This is a genomic window from Achromobacter sp. 18P8.1.1 (genome assembly GCF_057799415.1).
This window is the reverse complement of sequence record NZ_JBYOKH010000017.1, coordinates 95,806-115,544: the sequence shown is the minus strand read 5'-3', so window position 1 is coordinate 115,544 and position 19,739 is coordinate 95,806. Positions and strand designations below refer to the sequence as shown.

The 19,739-nt window shown below is 65.5% G+C and carries 19 protein-coding genes; 10 read left to right on the top strand and 9 right to left on the bottom strand.

Annotated features, from left to right (window positions below):
• Positions 1–71 precede the first annotated feature (71 nt).
• From AC27VE_RS13450 to AC27VE_RS13440, 3 genes are all read right to left on the bottom strand, one after another.
• On the bottom strand, positions 72–1,766 hold the full coding sequence (locus AC27VE_RS13450; protein WP_488704122.1) for a nicotinate phosphoribosyltransferase: 1,695 nt from the start codon (positions 1,764–1,766) through the stop codon (positions 72–74).
• Positions 1,767–1,781: 15 nt separating this feature from the next.
• Positions 1,782–2,615 (bottom strand): phosphoribosyltransferase family protein, encoded by an 834-nt coding sequence (locus AC27VE_RS13445; protein ID WP_488704121.1) that lies wholly within the window; start codon positions 2,613–2,615, stop codon positions 1,782–1,784.
• 95 nt (positions 2,616–2,710) lie between these two features.
• Positions 2,711–3,364 carry an NUDIX hydrolase gene (locus tag AC27VE_RS13440; RefSeq protein ID WP_488704120.1) on the bottom strand — a complete coding sequence of 218 codons (654 nt, stop codon included), beginning with the start codon at positions 3,362–3,364 and terminating at the stop codon, positions 2,711–2,713.
• 254 nt (positions 3,365–3,618) lie between these two features.
• Between AC27VE_RS13440 and AC27VE_RS13435 the strand changes: the two genes are divergently transcribed.
• Positions 3,619–4,728, top strand: coding sequence for a porin (locus tag AC27VE_RS13435; protein ID WP_006226504.1), 1,110 nt, complete (start codon positions 3,619–3,621; stop codon positions 4,726–4,728).
• Positions 4,729–4,758: 30 nt separating this feature from the next.
• On the opposite strand, the gene AC27VE_RS13430 is transcribed toward AC27VE_RS13435, so the two are convergent.
• Positions 4,759–5,538: an AraC family transcriptional regulator gene (locus AC27VE_RS13430; protein ID WP_488704119.1), complete on the bottom strand. Its 780-nt coding sequence runs from the start codon at positions 5,536–5,538 to the stop codon at positions 4,759–4,761.
• Between the two features lie 84 nt (positions 5,539–5,622).
• On the opposite strand from AC27VE_RS13430, the gene AC27VE_RS13425 reads away from it, so the two are divergent.
• The gene (locus AC27VE_RS13425) at positions 5,623–6,813 is read left to right on the top strand and encodes an MFS transporter (protein ID WP_488704118.1); all 1,191 of its coding nucleotides are present in this window, start codon (positions 5,623–5,625) and stop codon (positions 6,811–6,813) included.
• Here AC27VE_RS13425 and AC27VE_RS13420 read toward each other — a convergent pair.
• Positions 6,780–7,454 (bottom strand): ankyrin repeat domain-containing protein, encoded by a 675-nt coding sequence (locus AC27VE_RS13420; protein ID WP_488704117.1) that lies wholly within the window; start codon positions 7,452–7,454, stop codon positions 6,780–6,782. The two genes, AC27VE_RS13425 and AC27VE_RS13420, sit on opposite strands and share 34 nt — an antisense overlap.
• Positions 7,455–7,599: 145 nt before the next feature.
• On the opposite strand from AC27VE_RS13420, the gene AC27VE_RS13415 reads away from it, so the two are divergent.
• Complete coding sequence (locus AC27VE_RS13415) at positions 7,600–8,919, top strand: ParB/Srx family N-terminal domain-containing protein (RefSeq protein ID WP_488704116.1); 1,320 nt, start codon at positions 7,600–7,602, stop codon at positions 8,917–8,919.
• A gap of 14 nt (positions 8,920–8,933) precedes the next feature.
• Here AC27VE_RS13415 and AC27VE_RS13410 read toward each other — a convergent pair whose 3' ends face one another.
• The gene (locus AC27VE_RS13410; protein ID WP_488704115.1) at positions 8,934–9,539 is read right to left on the bottom strand and encodes a glutathione S-transferase family protein; all 606 of its coding nucleotides are present in this window, start codon (positions 9,537–9,539) and stop codon (positions 8,934–8,936) included.
• A gap of 120 nt (positions 9,540–9,659) precedes the next feature.
• On the opposite strand from AC27VE_RS13410, the gene AC27VE_RS13405 reads away from it, so the two are divergent.
• Complete coding sequence (locus AC27VE_RS13405; RefSeq protein ID WP_427955920.1) at positions 9,660–10,619, top strand: helix-turn-helix transcriptional regulator; 960 nt, start codon at positions 9,660–9,662, stop codon at positions 10,617–10,619.
• Positions 10,620–10,631: 12 nt separating this feature from the next.
• Here AC27VE_RS13405 and AC27VE_RS13400 read toward each other — a convergent pair whose 3' ends face one another.
• Entirely contained in the window at positions 10,632–11,006 is a 375-nt protein-coding gene (locus tag AC27VE_RS13400; RefSeq protein ID WP_280026455.1) for a hypothetical protein, read from the bottom strand.
• 177 nt (positions 11,007–11,183) lie between these two features.
• Here AC27VE_RS13400 and gvpU point away from each other — a divergent pair, with 177 nt between their 5' ends.
• Entirely contained in the window at positions 11,184–11,630 is a 447-nt protein-coding gene (gene gvpU, locus AC27VE_RS13395) for a gas vesicle accessory protein GvpU (protein ID WP_488704114.1), read from the top strand.
• 20 nt (positions 11,631–11,650) lie between these two features.
• Here gvpU and AC27VE_RS13390 read toward each other — a convergent pair whose 3' ends face one another.
• Positions 11,651–12,445, bottom strand: a complete 795-nt coding sequence (locus AC27VE_RS13390) for a hypothetical protein (RefSeq protein WP_488704113.1) — start codon at positions 12,443–12,445, stop codon at positions 11,651–11,653.
• 227 nt (positions 12,446–12,672) lie between these two features.
• On the opposite strand from AC27VE_RS13390, the gene AC27VE_RS13385 reads away from it, so the two are divergent.
• The 5 genes from AC27VE_RS13385 (at position 12,673) to AC27VE_RS13365 (ending at position 17,394) form a co-directional block, all read left to right on the top strand.
• The gene (locus tag AC27VE_RS13385) at positions 12,673–15,234 is read left to right on the top strand and encodes an ATP-binding protein (protein WP_488704112.1); all 2,562 of its coding nucleotides are present in this window, start codon (positions 12,673–12,675) and stop codon (positions 15,232–15,234) included.
• Positions 15,235–15,236: 2 nt separating this feature from the next.
• Positions 15,237–15,575: an Hpt domain-containing protein gene (locus AC27VE_RS13380; protein ID WP_488704111.1), complete on the top strand. Its 339-nt coding sequence runs from the start codon at positions 15,237–15,239 to the stop codon at positions 15,573–15,575.
• Positions 15,576–15,632: 57 nt separating this feature from the next.
• Positions 15,633–16,283: a response regulator gene (locus AC27VE_RS13375; protein WP_488704126.1), complete on the top strand. Its 651-nt coding sequence runs from the start codon at positions 15,633–15,635 to the stop codon at positions 16,281–16,283.
• 16 nt (positions 16,284–16,299) lie between these two features.
• Entirely contained in the window at positions 16,300–16,632 is a 333-nt protein-coding gene (locus AC27VE_RS13370; RefSeq protein WP_488704110.1) for a GFA family protein, read from the top strand.
• A gap of 66 nt (positions 16,633–16,698) precedes the next feature.
• On the top strand, positions 16,699–17,394 hold the full coding sequence (locus AC27VE_RS13365) for a pentapeptide repeat-containing protein (protein WP_427955905.1): 696 nt from the start codon (positions 16,699–16,701) through the stop codon (positions 17,392–17,394).
• Positions 17,395–17,493: 99 nt separating this feature from the next.
• Here AC27VE_RS13365 and AC27VE_RS13360 read toward each other — a convergent pair whose 3' ends face one another.
• Positions 17,494–19,725 carry a phosphocholine-specific phospholipase C gene (locus AC27VE_RS13360; RefSeq protein WP_488704109.1) on the bottom strand — a complete coding sequence of 744 codons (2,232 nt, stop codon included), beginning with the start codon at positions 19,723–19,725 and terminating at the stop codon, positions 17,494–17,496.
• Between the last annotated feature and the right edge of the window lie 14 nt (positions 19,726–19,739).

Here is a 19,739-nt window from a genome sequence, read left to right as displayed (position 1 = left end):
CTCGGGAGCTTTTTTTACGAACCGTGTCGTGCAATGGCCTCGCGGTGGGATCACCCCGTCTGGCCAGGCCTTCAACGCCCCGCCCAATCAATGCTACCCGGCTCCGGGCACACCCACGAACCTTGCAGCCGTTCCCGGATCTGCGCCAGGCTTTGCTCCACCAGCAGGCTGCCGTCGCGAAACACCGGCACCAATGCACCGCCCGCGGCTTGCTCGGGTGTCTGCTGGTCATGCAGCACATACCCCGTGGCCGTTTCTTCGACCCGCAGCAGGCCCTTGGCCGAGCGCTTCACGCCCGAATCGGTCACCGGGTCCTTCACCAGCTCCTGGGGTTCGCCGTTGACTTCGGCATACGTGGCCTTCAACGCCCAACCGAAGGTGTCGCGCGTCAGGTATTGATAGGTGTACGACCCGATGCCCAGCACGACGTTGCCAGAGGCGAAACCCTTCTTTTCCAGCCGGACCAGGATGTCGCGGCCACGGGCCAGCGTGATGGAGTCACCGTAGATCAGGCCCACGTGCGAGTCCAGCAGCTTGTAGCCTCGCTCCGTCACCACGCCGCCGAAGCTATCCCACAGGCACTGCACCGCGCCCTTCACTTCGGCCTCGCGCAGCGATTGGCTTGCGCGTGCATCTTCGTCCAGCAGCCAGTACGCGCCGGTCGCGGCATCGCGTACCGCCTCGAAGCCGTCGCGGCGTGCGGCAGCCATTGCCGTAGTGTCTTCCACGCTGGCGACGTCGGTGCAGAAGTAGCCGGTCAGGATCTTCACGGGGTCGCCTGAATCGGGGCGGAACACGACCTTGGCGTTGCCGAAAGCGTCGGGCAGGCGCGCCAGGATCTCCGGCTTCAACGCGGCGGCAAAGTCCGTCACCACCTGCCAGAAGTCCCAGGTATCCGAGACCACCGACACGATGCCCGCCGGATAGACTTGCGTGACCAGGCGACGGATCGTTTCGATTTCGCCCTCCTTGCTGCCCAGGCACATGACCGAGTGCTCAGTGGCCGGCACGGAGCCGCCGATCAGTTCGCGGTCGGAATCCGCGCCGTAGAGATCTTCCAGATAGTCGATGGCCGGAATCGTGTCGGTGCCGGTAAACGACAAGAGGTGACCCGCGCCGCACTTGCGGGCGTCATACAGGCCCGCCATGCCGCGCATCGAAAAGTCATGCCCCTGCCAGTTCACGAAGTCCATCGGGCTGCCCGTCAGGCGGGCGAAGTAGGTCAACAGCTTGCGGTACTCGAAGGCGATCGTGGCCACCGTCGACGCCTTCCACGATTCGCAACTGAACAGCGTTTCGATATAGGTCACCAGCCACGCGAATTCCGGGTGGGTGTTGACGAAGGTCACCGGCGGCACACGGATATCCACCCGCGCGCCCTCGGGCACCGAACGGATTTCCAGCGGCAGGTAGCCCAGTTCATACAGCGCCTGCAGGTGGTCCACGGTGACCGCGCCCTTGCCCAGCGCATTGTCCACACGGCGCTGGTACTGGCGCACGGCGGTGCCGGCGGGCTTGCCGAAGAATTCGCGGTCGAACAGGTCGATCAAGATTTCCTTGATGAAGCCCTGCAGGCCGAACCAGACGATCTTGCCGTCGAACAGTTCGGGCAACACCGGCGCCAGCCGGGCCGAACGCGGCGTGAAGTTGGCCAGGATCTTGTTGGTGCCCTGGGGATACTGGAACGGGTGGCCGGTCTTGTAGAAGTCGGCCTGCAGGAAGGGATTGATGCCGTTCTTGACGGTGAGGGAGTCGCGGGTGTTCATGGCTCGGTTTCCTACTTAATTGACGATTACCGGGGCGCCAGCGCCTTCGGTGCCGGTCCAGTCGAATGCGGTGAAGATGCCTGCGTAGCGGGCGTTCAGCTCGCCCAGGCCCTTGCTGAACAGGCCGTGTGTGACGTACAGGTAAAGCGGCTGGCGCGTCTTGTCGCGCAAGGCGGCAGCCAGTTCCAGGAAGGTGCGGCCGCCGTCGCAGATGTCGTCGACCACCAGCACGGGCAGCGCGGGGATGTCATCGGGCACGCGGGTCTCGGTAATGCGGCCGGTCTGCGAGTCGCGCACCTTTTCAGCGAAGCGCACGTCAGCCACGCCCAGCTTTTTGGCCAGAGCCTGCACGCGCTTGCGCGCCCCGGCGTCAGGCGCCATCAGGGTCACGCCGTCGGCAAAGACCGGGGCGGCCAGCGCGTTCTTCAGGAAGGCGGCGGCGTCGACCACTCGCACGCGCTGCAGCAGCGCGGGTGTCACATCGCTGTGCGGTTCCACCACGGTCACCGTGGCGTATTGCTGATCGTTGATCAACTTGCAGAACACGGCCGCCCCCAGCGCCTCGCCCGGATTGCAGACGCGGTCCTGCCGGGCGTACGGCACATAGGGCATGTCCAGATGCACCGGCACCGCCGGGTTCAGGCGGCGCAGCGCGTCCGTCAGCATCAGCAACTGCATGACGTCGTCGGCCGACTTCAACAGGGCATGGATGCGGAACTCGCTGGCCGCATCGGCCCGGGCCTGCAATCCCGCGGGCACCGTGACCTGGCTTTCGCCCCCGGGGAACACGAACGCAGCCGGCGTCTCGCTCTGGCGTTGTCCTTCTACTACCGCAGTGATGGTGAACATGATCAGCCCTTAGTGGCAATTTAAAACTAAGTTAGGCCAGTATAGGCCAACTTATTGTTGATTTGCAACTATGTTGAATTCAAAGGGTGCGGCGCTTATCCGACGCTGCGGTCGAACAAGGCAAAGTCCTTCAGGCGATACAGGCGCGCGGGACGCTGCGCGCCCAGAACGTAGTCCTCGGTGGCTTCCAGCACGCCCCACGCCTCCATCTTGCGGCGGAAATTCGATTTCTCCAGCCGCGTCTGCAGGATGGCTTCATAGGTGTGTTGCAGCTCGGTCAGGGTGAAGCGCTCCGGCAACAGGAAGAACGGCAAGGTCGAATAACTGGACTTGCCACGCAAGCGAGCTACGGCGGCCGCCACGATGTCCGCATGGTCGAACGCCAAGGGCGGCAGCGCGTCCACGCTCACAAACTGGAAGCCGGCCTGCGTCGCGGCCTCCAGCTCGGCCGCCGGCACCAGGGCCACATAGGAAACGGACAGCGACCACTTGCGCGGGTCGCGGCCCGGCCCCGAGAACACCTGCAACTGCTCGAGGTAGCGCGGCTCGAACCCGGTCTTGTCCCGCAGCACGCGGCGGATGCTGGCTTCGGTGCTGGCGTCTTCGTCCACGTGCACCACCCCGCCCGGCAGCGCCATCGCGTCCTTATAGGGCGCACGGTCGCGCTGATGCAGGGCGATTTCCAGTCCACCCGCCCGTAAGGTGAGCAAGACGGCATCGACAGTGACGAGGGGCAGTGGATAGTCCACGGGCGGCTCCGTAAGTAAGACTTCGGGGCAAGATGCCACTATGGCGTGCGACAGTCAAACAGAGCACGGTGAGGCAAGCCGATCATGCCAAGGACAAGCGCCCAGGAATTAACAGGAATAGCCGGAACATCCTATGCAATAAGCAGAAATTAAAGGAAATGTTTTACACTGGGGTCTGGGAACACCGCTTGGCGCTATGCCGAGCGTGCTGTTCCCTTTGTTTTTTCCAACCCAAATCCCCAGGAGATCCCCGGATGAAAAAGACGCTGCTCGCCGCTGCGATGCTGACCGCTTTTACAGGCATCGCTCAGGCAGAACCGTCAGTCACCCTCTATGGTGTCATCGACACCGGCATCGGCTACAACAAGATCAAAGGCGACGGCTACAGTGGTAGCAAGCTCGGCATGATCAACGGCATCCAGGCCGGCTCCCGCTGGGGCCTGCGCGGATCCGAAGATCTGGGCGATGGCCTGCGCGCCGTCTTCAAGCTGGAAAGCGGTTTCGACTCCGCCAACGGCCAGCGCGGACAATCCGGCCGCCTGTTCGGCCGCCAAGCCACCATCGGCCTGGCCAACGACGCCTGGGGCCAGCTGGATTTCGGCCGCCAAGCCACGATCGGCTCGAACTACCTGGCCGACATCGATCCCTTCTACACCAGCTACACCCAATCCAACCTGGGCCTGGGTTTCAGCGCGGCCAACACCATGCGCTGGGACAACATGGTCATGTACCGCACCCCTTCGGTGAACGGTTTTGAATTCGGCATCGGCTACTCGTTCAACGCGGACGACACGACCGCCGACCAAACGGGCTTTCGCACCGCCGACAACACGCGCGGCATCACCGCCGGCCTGCGCTACGTGCAAGGCCCGCTGAACGTCGCGCTGACGTACGACCAGTTGAACGGCTCGCACCGCAGCACCACGATCGACCAGGACGCCACGCCGCGCCAGTACGCGCTGGGCGTGTCGTATGACCTGGAAGTCGTGAAGCTGGCCGCCGCCTACGGCCGCACCACCGACGGCTGGTTCGTCGGCCAGGACCTGCCCGCCGGCACGCCCTTCAGCGACGAATTCGGCACCAACCGCTTCGTGAACGGCTTCAAGGCGAACGCCTACATGCTGGGCGCGACCCTGCCCGTGGGCGGCGCCAGCAGCGTCTTCGCCTCGTGGCAACACGTCGCCCCGTCCAACGACAAGTTGACGGGCGGCGATGCCAACATGAACGTCTACAGCGTGGGCTACACCTACGACCTGTCCAAGCGCACCAATCTGTATGCCTACGGTTCGTACGGCACGGATTACGCGTTCATCGACGGGCTGAAGAGCACCGCCGCAGGCGTGGGCATCCGCCACCAGTTCTAAGCGTCGCACAGCGTCAAAACGCGCCGGCCCCTAACGGGGCCGGCGTTTTTTATCGCCGGGCGATTCGCCGTAGATGCGGCGGTACATCGCGATGAACGCGCTGTCGCTGGCGTACCCCACCGCGTGCGCGACGGCCGTGACCGACATGCCTTCGGCCAACCGCGCCCGGGCGAACAGCAAGCGGGTCTGCGTGCGCCAGCGGGCAAACGGCAGTCCGGTTTCGGTCAGGAACAAGCGCTCCACGGTGCGGCTGCTGGCGCCCACGCGGCTGGCCCAATCCTCCAGGGACAGCGGGCAAGCCGGGTTCGCCAGCAATTCGCGGGCAATGGGCACAAGCCGGCGGTCGCGCGGCATCGGCAGAGGCATGGGCGCAGCGGGTGCTGCCGCCAATTCATCCAGCAAGGTATCCACAATGCGGCTCTGCGCCGCGGTGAGTCCGGCGTCGGCCGACCAATCCGTCACGCGCAGGATCAACTCGCGCAACAGGGGATTGACGTCCAGGATCTGCGGTTCGGCCGGCAATCCCGGATAGGCCTGCACGTCGAAATACAGGCTGCGGTAGGCGAACGTGCCATGCATGGCAGTGCGGTGCGTGCAGCCGGCGGGCAGCCATGCGGCCTGCAGCGGCGCCAGTTGCCCCACCCGGTCCGGCAAGAACAGCGTGACCCCGCCTTCGGCCTGGTAAAGCAGCTGCGTGCGGCGATGCGTGTGCCAATCCGAGGCGTGGGCGCGGGTATCGATGGCCAGCCCGACAACGGGGCAAACGGCGCTATCGGGATCCAGGACGGATTCTGGCGAGTAATGCGGCATGTCGGATTGACGATGTTTTATGGCGAAACAGCTTGATTTTGCTTCGCCCAGGCTGGATACGCTAGGCCCTTTTTTCCCGCACCCATGAAACACGCCTCCGCCCGCCGCGATGGGCTGCCGCCGCGCGGCTTGATCCTTGCGCTTCTGGCCCTGCCGCAGATTGCCGAGACCATTCTTGCCCCCGCCCTGCCGGACCTGACCCGGCACTGGCAACTGGACGCCGGCGCCGCCCAATCCGTCATGGGCATCTTCTTCCTGGGCTTCGCGCTGGGTGTCCTGCTGTGGGGACATCTGGCCGACGTTTGGGGCCGCCGTCCCGCCTTGCTCGCCGGCCTGGCCACAGGCCTGGCCGGGACGCTATGCGCGCTGGCGGCGCCTAGTTTCGAAGCCTTGTTGTTCGGCCGTTTCGTCCAGGCGGCCGGACTGGCGACGTGCTCGGTCGCGACGCAGACGCTGTTGCGCGACCGCCTGGTCGGCGACGCCCTGACGCGTTATTTCGTGACATTGGGCGCGGTGCTGGCGTGGTCCCCCGCCGTCGGACCCTTGGTCGGCCAACTGGTCTCGGACCGCCTGGGTTACCAGGGCGTGCTGCTGGCGATTGCACTGGTCATCATGCTGCTGCTGGGCGCGGGCGGCCGCCTCCTTATCGAGACGCGTGGCGCCGCCACGGCCGCTGTCCCGCTACGGACCCTTGGCCGCCACATGCTGGCGGACGCGCCGCTGCGGCGCACCGCCGTGCAGGTCGCCGGCTTGAACTTCCTGGTGTTCTCGTTCTATTCCGCTGGCCCGTTCATGGTTGGCCCTCTGCCAGGCCTGGGATTCGGTTGGGTCGGCCTGGCCGTTGCCGCTGCCGGCTGCCTGGGCGCGGCCAGCAACCGGCGCCTGCCGGCCGAAACCGGTCCGGCGCAACGCGTGCGCTATGGCTTGCGCTGCGTCCTGGCCGGCGTAGTGGCGCAATGCGCCGTGGTGTGGCTGTTGCCGCAGCCGGGGCTCGCGTGGGCCATCGCGGCGTTGCCCCTCTTCGCAGGCTATGGACTCGCCATCCCGAACCTGCTTGGCCCGGCCTTGAAGCAGTACGGCCACTGCCTGGGACGGGCGGGCGCCTTGTTCGGGCTTGGCTACTACACCCTGTTGGGCGCGGGATTGGCGGCCAGTTCGTGGCTGCCCTTTGACTCGGCCCTACCCTTGTCTTGCGCGTGGCTCGCGGTATGTGCGCTGCTGCTGGCCACGCAGCGTCGGCCTCACCCGCGCGCGCCCGCGCGTTCCAGCAACTGAACCGTGGCACGTTGCCCGCGTTGGCGGGCATGCGCAAGCGGCGTGCGGCCATCGGCATCGGCCAGGTTCACGTCGGCGCCGCCCTCGATCAACAGCGCCACGATTTCCTGATGGCGCGGGCCGCCGTCGCTCAAGATGATGGCTTCCAGCAACCCCGTCCAGCCCAGCCGGTTTACGTGGTTGGGATCCACGCCGGCCTTCAGCAGCGTCTTCACGACCTCGACGTGGCCCCGTTCGCATGCGGGGATCAATGCCGTCCCGCCATAGCGGTTGGTGCTTTTCAGGTCTGCGCCGTGACGTAGCGTCAGGTCCAGGATCTCGCGATAGCCTTGCGCGCCCGCCAGCAGGTAGGCGCTGTCCTGCATCTGGTTCTGCGCGTTCACGTCCGCACCGGCCTCGATCAAGACGCGCGCAGTTTCAGCATGGTTGCCTTGGGTCGCGCGCAGCAAGGCGGTGTTGCCCTGTGCGTCCCGCGCCTCCAGCGGTGCGCCGATGGCCAGCAATTCCCGCACGCGGGCCGTCTCGCCCTGCGCGGCGGCGGTCCGCAGTTGCGCAGCCGGGTCCTCGGCCGCCAGCGCCCCCGCGCCCACGGCACTCAAGACCGCAACAAAACAAGCCCGCCAGAATTTGATGATCGCCATGCCGGTATCCTTTTCATGAATCACAGGTAGATTATGGACAAGCACGCCGGCATTGGGAATTTCCCTTACCCACGGACAGTGCAATACGCGGGACATACGCGCCAGTCATGATTCGATACCTTTCGATCGCAGCCCCTGCCGGCCAATGACCCAGACCTCTACCCCCCAGACTCCCGCCCTGATTCACCGCCCCCTCGCGCGCCTGCTGGCCGCGGCCTTGTTGCCCCTGGCGCTGGCCGCCTGCAATGGCGGCGGGGATGACGACGACGACACGCCCGCCGTCAACCCACCGCCTGTTGTCGTCGACCCGGCGCCGGAACCCGAGACACCCACGCGCAACACCGCCTATCTGAAGGCCAAGGCCGGCGACGTCATCCAGGTCCGCATCGAAGAGCTGAACCCCACGCAAGCCGCCATCGGCTACGACCAGATCTACTACAAGCTGGGACGCTGGCAAGGCGACTTCAATCGGTCCACCTGGGCGGCCGATCCCGCCTTGCAGCTGGACTATCTGGACCGCACCGTCGGCAAGAAATTCGACGATTACTGCGAAGACATGGGCGGCACCGAACGCGCGCAGAAGTTCGCGGACATCGCCGCGGCCCGCGCCGCGCGGCTGGACCAGCCTGCCACCTTCGCCTGCAAGGACGCACCGGGCACGCATACGGAAAACCTGAAGACCGTCGTGGTCGGCTGGGACGGCAATCTGTACCTGACCGACGGCCACCACACGTTCTCGTCCTTGCGCATGATTTTCGACGGCGGCCCCAAGCTGCCCGTCTGGGTGAAGGTCGACGCCAACTACAGCGACCTGCCCACTGCGGCCGCATTCTGGCAACGCATGGTCGACGAGCGCCGCGCCTGGTTGCGCGACGGCCAGAACCAGCCCATCACCGTGGACCAGTTGCCCACCCGCCTGGGCATGGCCAACGCCGATGAGGCCGGCGGCATGCAAGAGGACCGCTACCGCTCGCTGGTCTACTACACCCGCGACGTCGCCTACAAGAACGGCAGCCTGCCCGAATTCGCGGAATTCCTGTGGGGCGACTGGCTGCGCCGCCAGGCCGCAGCGGGCCAGTTGCCTGCGCTTGACCAGTACAAGCTGCAAGCGCCCGCCACGCCTGCGCAGATCCTGGCGGCCAGCTCGTTCAACGCGACGCTGGTGCCGGGCGGCGCGAACGACAGCTACGCCACCGCCGTGCGGGACGCGTCCTTGAAGATGGGCGCGCTGGCCGCCACCGACATCGTGTTCGACGATCGTACGGCGGCCAGCCTTGGCGGGATTCCGCTGGTGGCGAACGTCGCAGCCGGAGTTTCCATCAAGGGCTCGCGCGACACGCTGGACGAGCTGATCCGTAACGACGTCAAGAGCGACAACACCCCGCGCAACGCCGGCAAGCTGTGGTTCGCCGTCAACTACCGCGCTTGCGGCAAGCCCGCGGCAGGCACCTGCTGGGGCTGGTAGGACGGCGCGCCGCCCTAGGCGGCGATCTGCATGGCCGGCCGGGCATTGACCCGGTCGCACCATGCCCGCACATGCGGGTGGTTCTGCACCGCCCCCAGGAAGGCGCTGTACCCGACCACCGATCCAACGATCAGGTCAGCCAGCGAATATGCCGCGCCCAGGATCCAGGGTTGCCTGGACAGGTGACCGTCCAGCACGGCCAGCAGCGCATTCATGTCCGCGAGGCCGGCCTCGGCCTGCCTCGCATCCCGGCGCGCCTCCTCTCCGTGGGTCGCGTGGTACACCCGCCAGAGCACGGCGCCATACGATACATAGCTCCACGCGCACCAAGACATGGCCAGCAGGCGCGCCGGCGTGTTCGGCGCCGGCCACAGCCCCGCGTCGACGCCATAGCGTTCCCCTAGCCACAATTGGATCGCCAGGGACTCGAACATCGGCGCACCATCCACCGTCAGCGTCGGCACCTTGCCATGGGGATTGAGTGCCAGGAATTCCGGACGCCGTTGCTCGCCCGCTTCGATATCGATGACGACACGCTCGTGGGGCACGCCAAGTTCCGTCAAGGCGCTGGCAATGGGAAGCGCACTGGACCTGGGGTGCCAGTAAAGGACGATGGACATGGGCAAATCTCCTATTCATCTGCAAGAAGCTCGTCCGCGGCGGAATGCCTCGGTCAGCAGGCGCCACTGTAGAAGCCATTGCGGACAGATTCCGCCCTCGATTCGCGGTATCGTAGGCCGATGCTAACCGCCAGCAATCGCCTGCTACGCCTGCTCTCGCTGCTGCAAACCCGCCGCCACTGGGCCGGCGCCGAGCTTGCCCAGACCCTGGCCATCCACCCGCGCACCCTGCGACGCGACATCGATCGGCTGCGCGAACTGGGCTATCCCGTCCAGGCCAGCAGCGGGGTCGCCGGCGGCTATGCCTTCCGCCCAGGCAACGCCTTGCCGCCGCTGCTGCTGGATGACGACGAAGCGCTGGCGGTGGCCATCACGCTGCGCACCGCGGCCACGGGATCGGTAGGAGGCATCGAAGAGTCCGCGCTGCGCGCGCTGGTGAAGCTTGAACAGGTCATGCCGGCGCGCCTGCGGCGCCGGGTAGAGGCTTTGAAAGCGGTCATCGTGCCGATAGACCGGGGCGGCCCGACCGTCGACGCGGGCTTGCTCGCCACGCTGGCCGCCGCCTGTCGCGACCAGCTTCTGATCGAGTTCGGCTATACCGACATCCGTGGCAAGACCAGCCGCCGGCATGTCGAACCCCAGGGTATGGCGCACACGGCGCAACGCTGGTATCTGGTGGCATGGGACCCGGCACGCGACGATTGGCGCACGTTCCGCATCGACCGCATTACCGGCACGCCGAGCGTCGGCGGCCATTTCACGCCGCGTCCACCGCCTGAAGGCGGAGACCTGCGGGCGTTCGTCTCACGGTCGATTCACGTGGCGCCGTATGCGGAACAGGCGCAGATCATTCTGCACGCGCCCCTGGCCGTCATGGCGCGGCAGCTGGCCGAATCCGCCAGCCAGCTTCAGCCCTTGGACGAGGCGCGCTGCCTGCTGCAATGCGGCGCCGATTCGCTGGATTCCCTGGCGTACTGGCTGATGACGCTGGACGTGGATTTCGAAGTGCTCGCGCCGGACGCGTTGCGGGACCGCCTGAAAGCCGCGGCGCAACGCCTGGCACGCAGCGTGCAGGCCTAACCAGGCCCGTGCTCAGAGGACCTTTTCGGTATTGTCGGCCTTGGTCAGTTGCTGCATGGCCAACGACAGCTTGGCCGCAATCGCCAGGCGCTCGTCGGCCGACATCGCGTCGTATTCCTTCTTCGAGATGCCCAGCGAGGCCAGCGCGGCATAGAACATCTTTTCTTCCAGCGACAGGGACGCGTAGTCCATGAATTCCTGCTCGGCGCTGGACGGCGCCGATACCGTGCTGCCCGACACCCCGCCCGCCATCGCAGACTGATTGCGCTCGGCAGCGTTCAGGAAGGCAGTGCGGAATGCGCCGTCCGCGCCGGCGGAAGACGTGCCGGCGGAAGGCGCGCCGGATGCCCTGGCGCCCAAGGCGTTCGCGATGTTCGTGGTGTTCATGTCGGTCATCCAGAAGGCGGGATCTCCCGCAGCCTGACACGGTAGCGCCGGCAAACCGTCGGAGATGGGGCGGTCTGACGCCCGATCCTGCCCTTTTTCCCGCTATTGCCGTTTGTGTATTTTTCGCATGCTTCGAGTATCTTGTGGCTCTTTCCCGCCCTTTCCGAGACCCGAACAATGAGCATCGATTCCCTCCCCGCCCAGGACAAGCACGCCGCGCCCGGCGCGGACGCCTTTCTTCAATTCCTGGTCAACCTGGTGAACAACGGCAGCCAGATCGAAAGCATCGGCGTCACGTTGCAAATGGGCGGCATGCTGGTGTCCGGCTCGATCGTGTCGGGCGCGGAATACTTCGACCGCTTCGCCGCCAGCTTCACGAATTCGCTCAGCGCGATGGATGCGGACACCCGCAGCACCGTGCACGCTTCCCTGGCCGAACTGGGCGACGTCTTCCGCGTGCCCCAACCCGCTGATCCGCTGCCCAACTACATCCACTTGTCCGACGCCTTGTTCTTCGCGGCCGACGGCACGCCTGTCGCGGGTCAACCCACGCTGTGGCGCGGCCGCACCAGCGCAGTCGACGGATTTATCCTGGGTCGTTTGCAATCTGACGCGGCAAGCTGAAACACCCCGCCGGCCGACGATCAGCCCAGAAAGCGCGTCGTACAGGCGTTGAATGAACGCCACTGGCTGCTATCGGCTTGCAGCCAGGTGTCCAGGCATTCCGGGCTGAGCGGTCCGGCCATCGCGGCGCCGCGGTAAAGCAGTTGGCCATGCGCGCGCATCCAGGCGAAATCGCGGATGTCGTCGACCCCGCTTGCCACCACTTGCAGGCCGGCGCTCCACGCACGTTCCATCAAGGTGAAGAACCGGCCCTGCGTCGACCGGCTGTTGAACAGACCACGCGGAATCTCCACCTGCAGCCCTTCGACGCGCAACAGCCCATGCGTCGCCGCCGCCCCTTTGGCGCGAGGTACGAGCCGCACGCGCAAGCGGGGATGAAAATCCGGGTAGCGCGCCAGGAGGTCGGCGCGATTGGACAGTCTGCTGCTCAACGGAACCGTAAACGTGACGTTTGACGCACGGATGGTCAAGGGCGCAATGTCGTCATGGCAGGCCAGCTTATTGACCCAGATCGCTTCGCCGATCAAGCCAATGCCCAGTTCGGCGCACAGGCGTTCTCCCAGACAACCGGAGGCGGTCACATCCAGCGGATGTTCGAACGACAGTTCGATCGGCGTATCGAACTTGTTGAAGAATGCGACGCCGGCCTGTAACCCGGCGCCCGGCCCGGAGGGCATGAGGCCCCCCCAGAGAGAAGGCCGGGAACGCCCCAGCACGGCGTATTCGTGGACTTGGCCTTGCGCCGTGAAGACGGGCTGAAAGCGCAGCAGGACGGATTGTTCGTGCACGGGCCAGAGTCGAGTGTCGTCCTTCATAGGGTGAAGATCATTCCGTTATCGAGTGACGTCTCAATTGACGCCTGCCTGATACTGCCCAAACGAGCTCGCCAACTGAACAAGAAAGTTCTGAAAGCGCGGTCACCGGTGCCGGCCGGGCGGCTGCCGCGCCCACGAGCGGGTCTGGCGGAAAATCCTCACGACTTCTATTCACTTTGAGATTTTTCTTATTCTCTTGGTAAGCGGGTGTTTCTATCATCGGAACAATGCTGGTAGAAGACCGTGGCGTTCCCGCCCTTGAACCTCAGGCCGCGCCACGCGCGGCTTCATTGCTGCTGCACTGTCTTGCAGTGGCCCTGCTCGTCTGCATCGCGGCCGGCGCCACGCTCTACCTGTACTGGGCCTTCAACAATGTCGTGTCCTCCCACCGCCGCCACATGAACGCGGCCGCCTACGATGCGCAGCAATTCTTCGACCAGCGCGAAGCGCTGCTGCGGTCCCTGTCGGCATCGGCCGTGCGCAACGTCGGCAGCGCACACCTGGACGAAGCGCTGGCCCACACGGGCGCGGCCGCACAGGTAGAAATCCTGCCGCTGCAAGTAGCGGATGGCACTTACGACTGGGCGCTGGTGCTGACCCACCGCGACCTGCGACGCGTGGCGCTGGCCCGCACCAAAGTGGTCTACAGCTCGCCCCGCCATGCCAGCACGCTGCGCATGGCCGCCCGCGATCAGGTCGCGCTGGCGCCGATCCCTGCCGATACCCAGGCATGGCTGTCGCGCACCTTGGCCAACATCACCCTCCGGCCGTCCTCCACGGGACAAACCCGGATCATCTGGCTGCACCCGCCACAAGACACCGACAAGCGCCTCTTCCTGTTCACCCCACTCGACCCCGTTGAACCCGAGGCCGGCTGGATCGGCCTGGAAGTCCAAGGCGTAGAGTCCGCCGTGGATACGCCGCAAGCTGGTGCGGGCAACTACGTGCTGTTCGACGAGCGCAACCGCCCCGTGCTGCACAGCCCGGACCCCGCCGCCGACCGCGCGCTGGCGCATACCGCGCGCAAGGACGCTTTCGGCCTGCAGGGCCCAGGGTGGATCCCCGACTATCTGGTGCTGAGCAAATCGGTGGGGGACGACGGCTGGCGGCTCGTGTACTACACGCCGCTTATGCGTGTGCTGCAAGACAACGCATTCGCCCTGCAGACAGCGGCCATCGCTTGCCTGTTGCTGACGTTTGCCGTCGTCCTGCAGATTCGCTACATCCGCCGCCATCTTGTCTTGCCCGCGGTGCGCCAGTACGAAACCCTGGCCGGCGACCTCACATCGCTGAGGCGCGCCGAACAATCCCTGCTGCAGGCCAAACGCGATGCCGAGGCCGCCAACCAGGCCAAGACCGTGTTCCTCACCACGATGAGCCACGAGATCCGAACGCCGCTATACGGCATCCTCGGCACGCTGGAACTGTTCTCGCTCACACCCGTCAGCCGCCAACAGGCGCAGTATCTCGAAACCGTCCAGCAATCGTCGGCGACGTTGCTGCGTACGATCAACGACACACTGGACCTCTCCCGCATCGAGGCCGGCCACACGGCGTTGCAGTGCGCCCCGTTCTCGCCCGTTGAACTGCTGAACAGCGTCGTCGCCAGTTTCGCCGCGCGCGCCCAAGCCAAAGGGTTGCAGACCTATGCCTTGGCCGACCCCGACATGCCTGCCGCCGTTATCGGCGATGCCACGCGCATCCGGCAGATCCTCGACAATCTGGTCAGCAACGCCATCAAGTTCACGGACTCGGGCCGGATCGTGTTGCGCCTGAAGCGGGCCGGCAGCAGCCACGAAGGCGTCTGCCTGGGCTTTCAGGTCGCGGATACGGGCGCCGGCATCGCACCGGAGCATCAAATCAGCTTGTTCGACCCCTATTACCAAGTGGCATCCGACGACCCGGCCGCTTTGCCCGGCACAGGTCTGGGGCTGTCGATCTGCCGTCGCCTTGCAGACGCGATGCAGGGCCGTCTCAACGCCGTCAGCGAACTCGGCCTGGGCACCAGCGTCACGTTCGACGTCCGGCTGCCGTATGCGCCGGATACCCCCGAGGCCGCAGGCCCCGATCTGAGCGGCACGGCCGTGTACGTGCAAGGCGCCGTACCCGAGATCGTCCACAACCTGTGCGGATGGCTGCGCCACTGGGGAGCGGTGGCCTTGCCTTATCCCCTAGCCGGCACTGCACCCCTGGCTCCCGCCGTGCTGGTGCGGGCCTGGCCGTACACGGACAGGCGCGGCGACTGGAACGGCCCGCAAGTCATCATCCACCCGCCGGGTTTGCCTGCGCCTGATGAAGGCAGTCCGCGCACGTGGTTCGCCAATGCCTACCGTCTTGACGGTATCCGCCAGGCAGTCCACCAGGCGCACATCGGCCTGGCCCGCAGCATGCCGCATCAGGCCAAAGCCGCGACCGAAGCCCTGAATCTGCGCTTGCTGGTCGCGGAAGACAATCCGATCAGCCAATTCATCCTGCGCGAACAACTCGAGCACTTGGGCTGCACTGTCGTCTTGGCAGGCGATGGCCAAGAGGCGCTGAACCTGCCTGGCTTGATGGATTTCGACGCCGTGCTGACCGACTTGAACATGCCCCTGATCGACGGGTACGAGTTCACGCGCCGACTGCGCAAGCGGGGATATGAAGGTCCCATCCTCGGCATCACCGCGAACGCCTTCGAGGACGAGCAGCGCCGCGGCAGGAACGCCGGCATGACGCGTCTGCTGGTCAAGCCTTTGGCGCTGTCCGCCATGCGTCAAGCCCTGCAGGCACTGCAAGGCATCCGGAGCTGACCATGCCTCACGATCCCAAGGGGCCCCAGCGGGGCGGCGAAGCGCCTCGACGTGGTGGCCCGGCCCCGGCCGTGCCCGCCAGGCTCCGCCGTCTTTTCCTGGACACGATGAACAGCGACCTGGCGGCGCTGGAACAGTCGCTCGCCCGGCGCGACGCGCAGGCGGCCCAGCAGATGCTGCATCGCATACGGGGCGCGCTGGCCATGGTAAAACTGACCGAAATATTGACAAGCGTCGATGCCTTCGACACGCAGGTCAGGCGTGACGGCTGGAACGAGCACACGTTTCGGACGGCATCAGGGCTCATGCTTGAACTGCGAGCATTCCTGATTCAGGTGTGAGTCATGGCGCAGCATGGTCCCGATGTCCCACCCGCTCATTTCACCGTGCGCCTTCGAATGGAACGACTCAGAATAGTCCTTGCCGATGACCATCCCCTTGTGCTGATGGCCATGCGCGACCTGCTTGATCGCGTGCTCAGTTTCGAGATCACTGCGACGCTTTCCAGCCCGACGGCGCTGGTCGATCATCTGCGCGGCGACCAGCCGGATGTGATCATCACCGACTATTCCATGCCGGGCGACGACACTTATGGCGACGGCATCCGTCTGGTCAAGTACCTGGCACGACATTTCCCGCGCGCGCGGCTCGTCGTGCTGACGATGGTATCCAACCCGATGATCATTTCGGCGCTGTACGACGCGGGGGTGTCCGCCGTAGTGCTCAAGCGCGACAACCTGGCCGAAATCGTGACCGCCTTGCGGACGCTGCAAGCCGGCCGCAAGTACTATCCCCCCGGCTTTCAGCGCGAAGGCGCCGAGGATTCACACACCAGGTTCATTGGCGAACGCATCAATAGCCTGTCGCCCAAAGAGTTTGAAGTGTTGCGCCACTTCATCCGCGGCGAATCCATGATGCAAGTCGCCGAGACGCTGCAGCGCAGCGTCAAGACCGTTAGCGGACAAAAGATTTCCGCCATGCGCAAGCTGAATGTGCAGACCGACCAGGAACTGGTAGCGTTCTGCGTCGAATGCGGGATTTTCCAGTAACCCTTTACGAAAGCCTATGACCTCAACGTCCTACACGGGCGGTTGCTTGTGCGGCCACATCCGCTTCGCCGCCACCGGAACGCCGCAAAATCCTCACACCTGCTCCTGCGAATTCTGCCAGCGGCATTCTGGCGCACCCAGCCTTTGCTGGGTGGAATTTGCGAAGGACGACGTTGCGTGGCCCGGCCCGGGCGGCGCGCCATCGCGCTACCGATCGTCCGACTATTCCTCGCGGTTGTTCTGTCCGCGCTGCGGCAGCACGCTGGGCGCCATCGACGATGGCCCGATCGTTGCGCTGGTGACAGGCAGCTTCGACGTGCGAGACGACCTTACTAGCTTGGTATCCTAGCGCTTGCCCCGCCGGGCGTGGCGCATTCCTGCTCCGCACGCGAGGCATCGAACCGAGACGACAAGCATGACGCAAGACCAGATTGAAACCGTGACCGACGCTCACGTGGACCGCAAGGCGATGGAGGCCTTGATTGAACGTGCGGCGGGCAACCCGCTGTCGTTCCAGGACTGCGATTTTCAGGATGCCGACTTTTCCCGGCTGGATTTACGCGGCGCGCGGTTCACGGCCTGCGCCATTGCGAATGCCTCGTTCCAGGGCGCCACGCTTGCCGATACGTCATGGGTGCGTTGCCGCGGCGGCCAAGCCAACTTCGCCTCGGCCGACGCCAGCGACGCCGTGTTCCAGAACTGCGACCTGAACAACGCCAACTGGCGTCGGGCCCGCTTGGCGGCGGCCCGGTTCCAGGGCTGCAAACTGACCGGTTCCGATTTCGACGGCATCGCCTGCCTGGGCTGGACCGTGGAGGAATGCCTGCTGGTGGGCGCGCTGCTGCGCGGCGTTTCGTTCCGCAAGTCCAACATCATGCAACTGGACTTCTCGGATGCCGACCTGGCCGGCAGTGATTTCCGCGATTCTGTGTTCCATGGCGGCAGCCTGCGCAACGCCAACTTGAAGAACGTCCGCTTTGAAGGCGCTGACCTGCGGGAAGTGGATTTGAGCGGCATCGACCTGACGGTTGCCGCGCGCCTGGCCGGCGCCACCATCTCCAAAGCGCAGGCCGCCGTGCTGTTGGCGGAGCTGCGCATCAGCGTGATCTGAACCGCCCGGCGGCAGGCGGCCGGCCGTAGGCCGCCGCCTGCACGTTCGCGTTGCAAGCCCGGGAGTGATCCCGGGTTTGGTCTCCAGTGCGAATCCGACCTATGCCCCCATGGCCGGATCACTCACCGTGTGCTTGCCGGTCTCTACCCGCCCCGCAAAGCGACGGTAGTACGTGGGGTCGCTTGCGCAGGTAACGGCGAAGTCGTACCACTGCGCGCTGCCTTCCAGCGACCAGTGCAACGACGCCTTCGCCTTGCCCGCCACCGCCTCGCGCCACGGGCCGTCCTGACGGTAGGCCATGGCGGTCACCGTGAAGTCGGCGCTCTTGGCGCCGGTGTTCATGAGCTCGGCATAGACGTCGCCATTGGCGATGTCGTAGCAGACGCGGATCTCGGGCGCGACGTCGGTGTCGGCGATGCGGTTGGTGTCGCCCTTGAAGTGCCGATGCAGGCCGTTGGGACCCAGCACCCACAGGTCGTAACGGCCAAGATTGTCCTGGAACGCGTTCCAGGTATCCGAGAGAGACTTCTCCGCTTCCACGACATAGCGGCGCGGGACGCGGGCCAGGTTCAGCTGGTCATACACGTGGAAGACGGCCGCCTGCTTGCCCGTGTTGGAGAACAGCAGTTCCACCATGCCCTCGGCGCTGCAGCGCGCGCTGACATGCAGCTCGTAGGGCAGCGCGCGCGACGGGCGCGTACCGCTGGCCTGGATGGGCAGTTGCATGTCGGTCGGCAACGGCATCGCGGGCAAGGCTTCCTGCGCCGTGCGCAACTGGTCGGCGGCGCTACGCGTGCTGCGGCCGGCCAGGGTCGGCAACGCTTCGGTGTTGGGCGTCTGGAAGTTGAAGGCGGTGGTGAGGTCGCCACAGACCGCGCGGCGGAACGGGCTGATGTTGGGCTCGTTCACCCCGAATCGGGCCTCCAGGAAGCGCAGCACCGAGGTGTGGTCGAAGACCTGCGAATTGACCCAGCCTCCGCGGCTCCACGGCGAAATCACGAACAAGGGCACGCGCGGGCCGGGGCCGTAAACGCGGCCATCCGGGGCGGGCTGGGTGCGGCTGCCTGCCGGCGCCGGATGCGAGAAATACTCGAACCCCATGTCGGCATCGCTCAGGGTGGATTTGCCCGCCTTGCCCAGGCCGGAGTCAGGCGACGGCGCCGACGGCGACGGCACGTGGTCAAAGTAGCCGTCGTTCTCGTCGAAGTTCACCAGCACCACCGTCTTGCTCCAGACTTCCGGCACGGCGGTCAACGCATCCAGCACTTCCTGCAGGAACCACGCGCCTTGCACGGGGCTGGACGGGCCGGGGTGTTCACAATAGATCGAAGGCGCATTCATCCAGCTGACCTGCGGCAGCTTGCCTTCCCGGATGTCGCGCTTGAACGCGTCCAGATAGTTTTCGGGCGCAGTGCCGGGCAAGGTGTTGGCGATGCCCTTGTAGAGCGGATTACGCGCGTTGTCGCTTGCCGCGTCGTAGGCGTGGTAGGGCAGCGCCTGCCCGGTGTTGGCATACGGCACGCCCGGCTCGCCGCCGCTGGATACCGGAAAGCCCGAGGCCACGTTCGCGCGGCGGAACTGCTGGAACGCGCCCAGCATGTTGTCGCCCCATTCGTCCGGCATGTTCTGGTACGAAATCCAGCTGATGCCTGCCTCTTCCAGGCGTTCGGCGTACGTCTTCCAGGTGTAGCCGCGGTTCTGTGTCGAGGCCTGCCCGTCGATCCAGTCCCATTCATTGTTGACGAACGATGCGCCACCGGCCGTGGCGCCGTTGGTGCCCGTCAGATGGAAAGAGCGGTTGGCGTCGGTGCCGGTGTGCATCGAACAGTGATAGGCATCGCACAAGGTGAAGGCGTTGGCGAGCGCGAACTGGAATGGGATTTCGCGCTCTTTGAAGTAACCCATCGAGATATCGGTTTTTTCGGCAGGCCATCGCGTCATGCGTCCATGGTCCCAGGCGGCCTGGCTGTCGACCCATGTGTGATGGGCGCCATCGGCGCGCTGCGCGTTGTTGGCGCTGCCGTCCAGATGGTAGGGCGTAAGCACGGCGCCGTTGGCGCGCTCCTGCTGCCAGACCTTGCGACCGTTGGCGAGCGGGATCGTGAAGCGGTCTCCGAACCCGCGCACGCCCTTGAGCGTGCCGAAGTAATGGTCGAAGGAGCGGTTCTCCTGCATCAGGATGATGACGTGTTCAACATCCTTGATGGTGCCGGTGGCGTTGTTGGCGGGAATGGCCAGCGCGCGGCGGATGCTGGGCGGGAACGCGGCCAGCGCGGCGGCGGCAAAGCCTGCGCCCGTGGTGGTCTGCAGGAAATTACGGCGGGAAGTCATAGGCGGAATCCGGA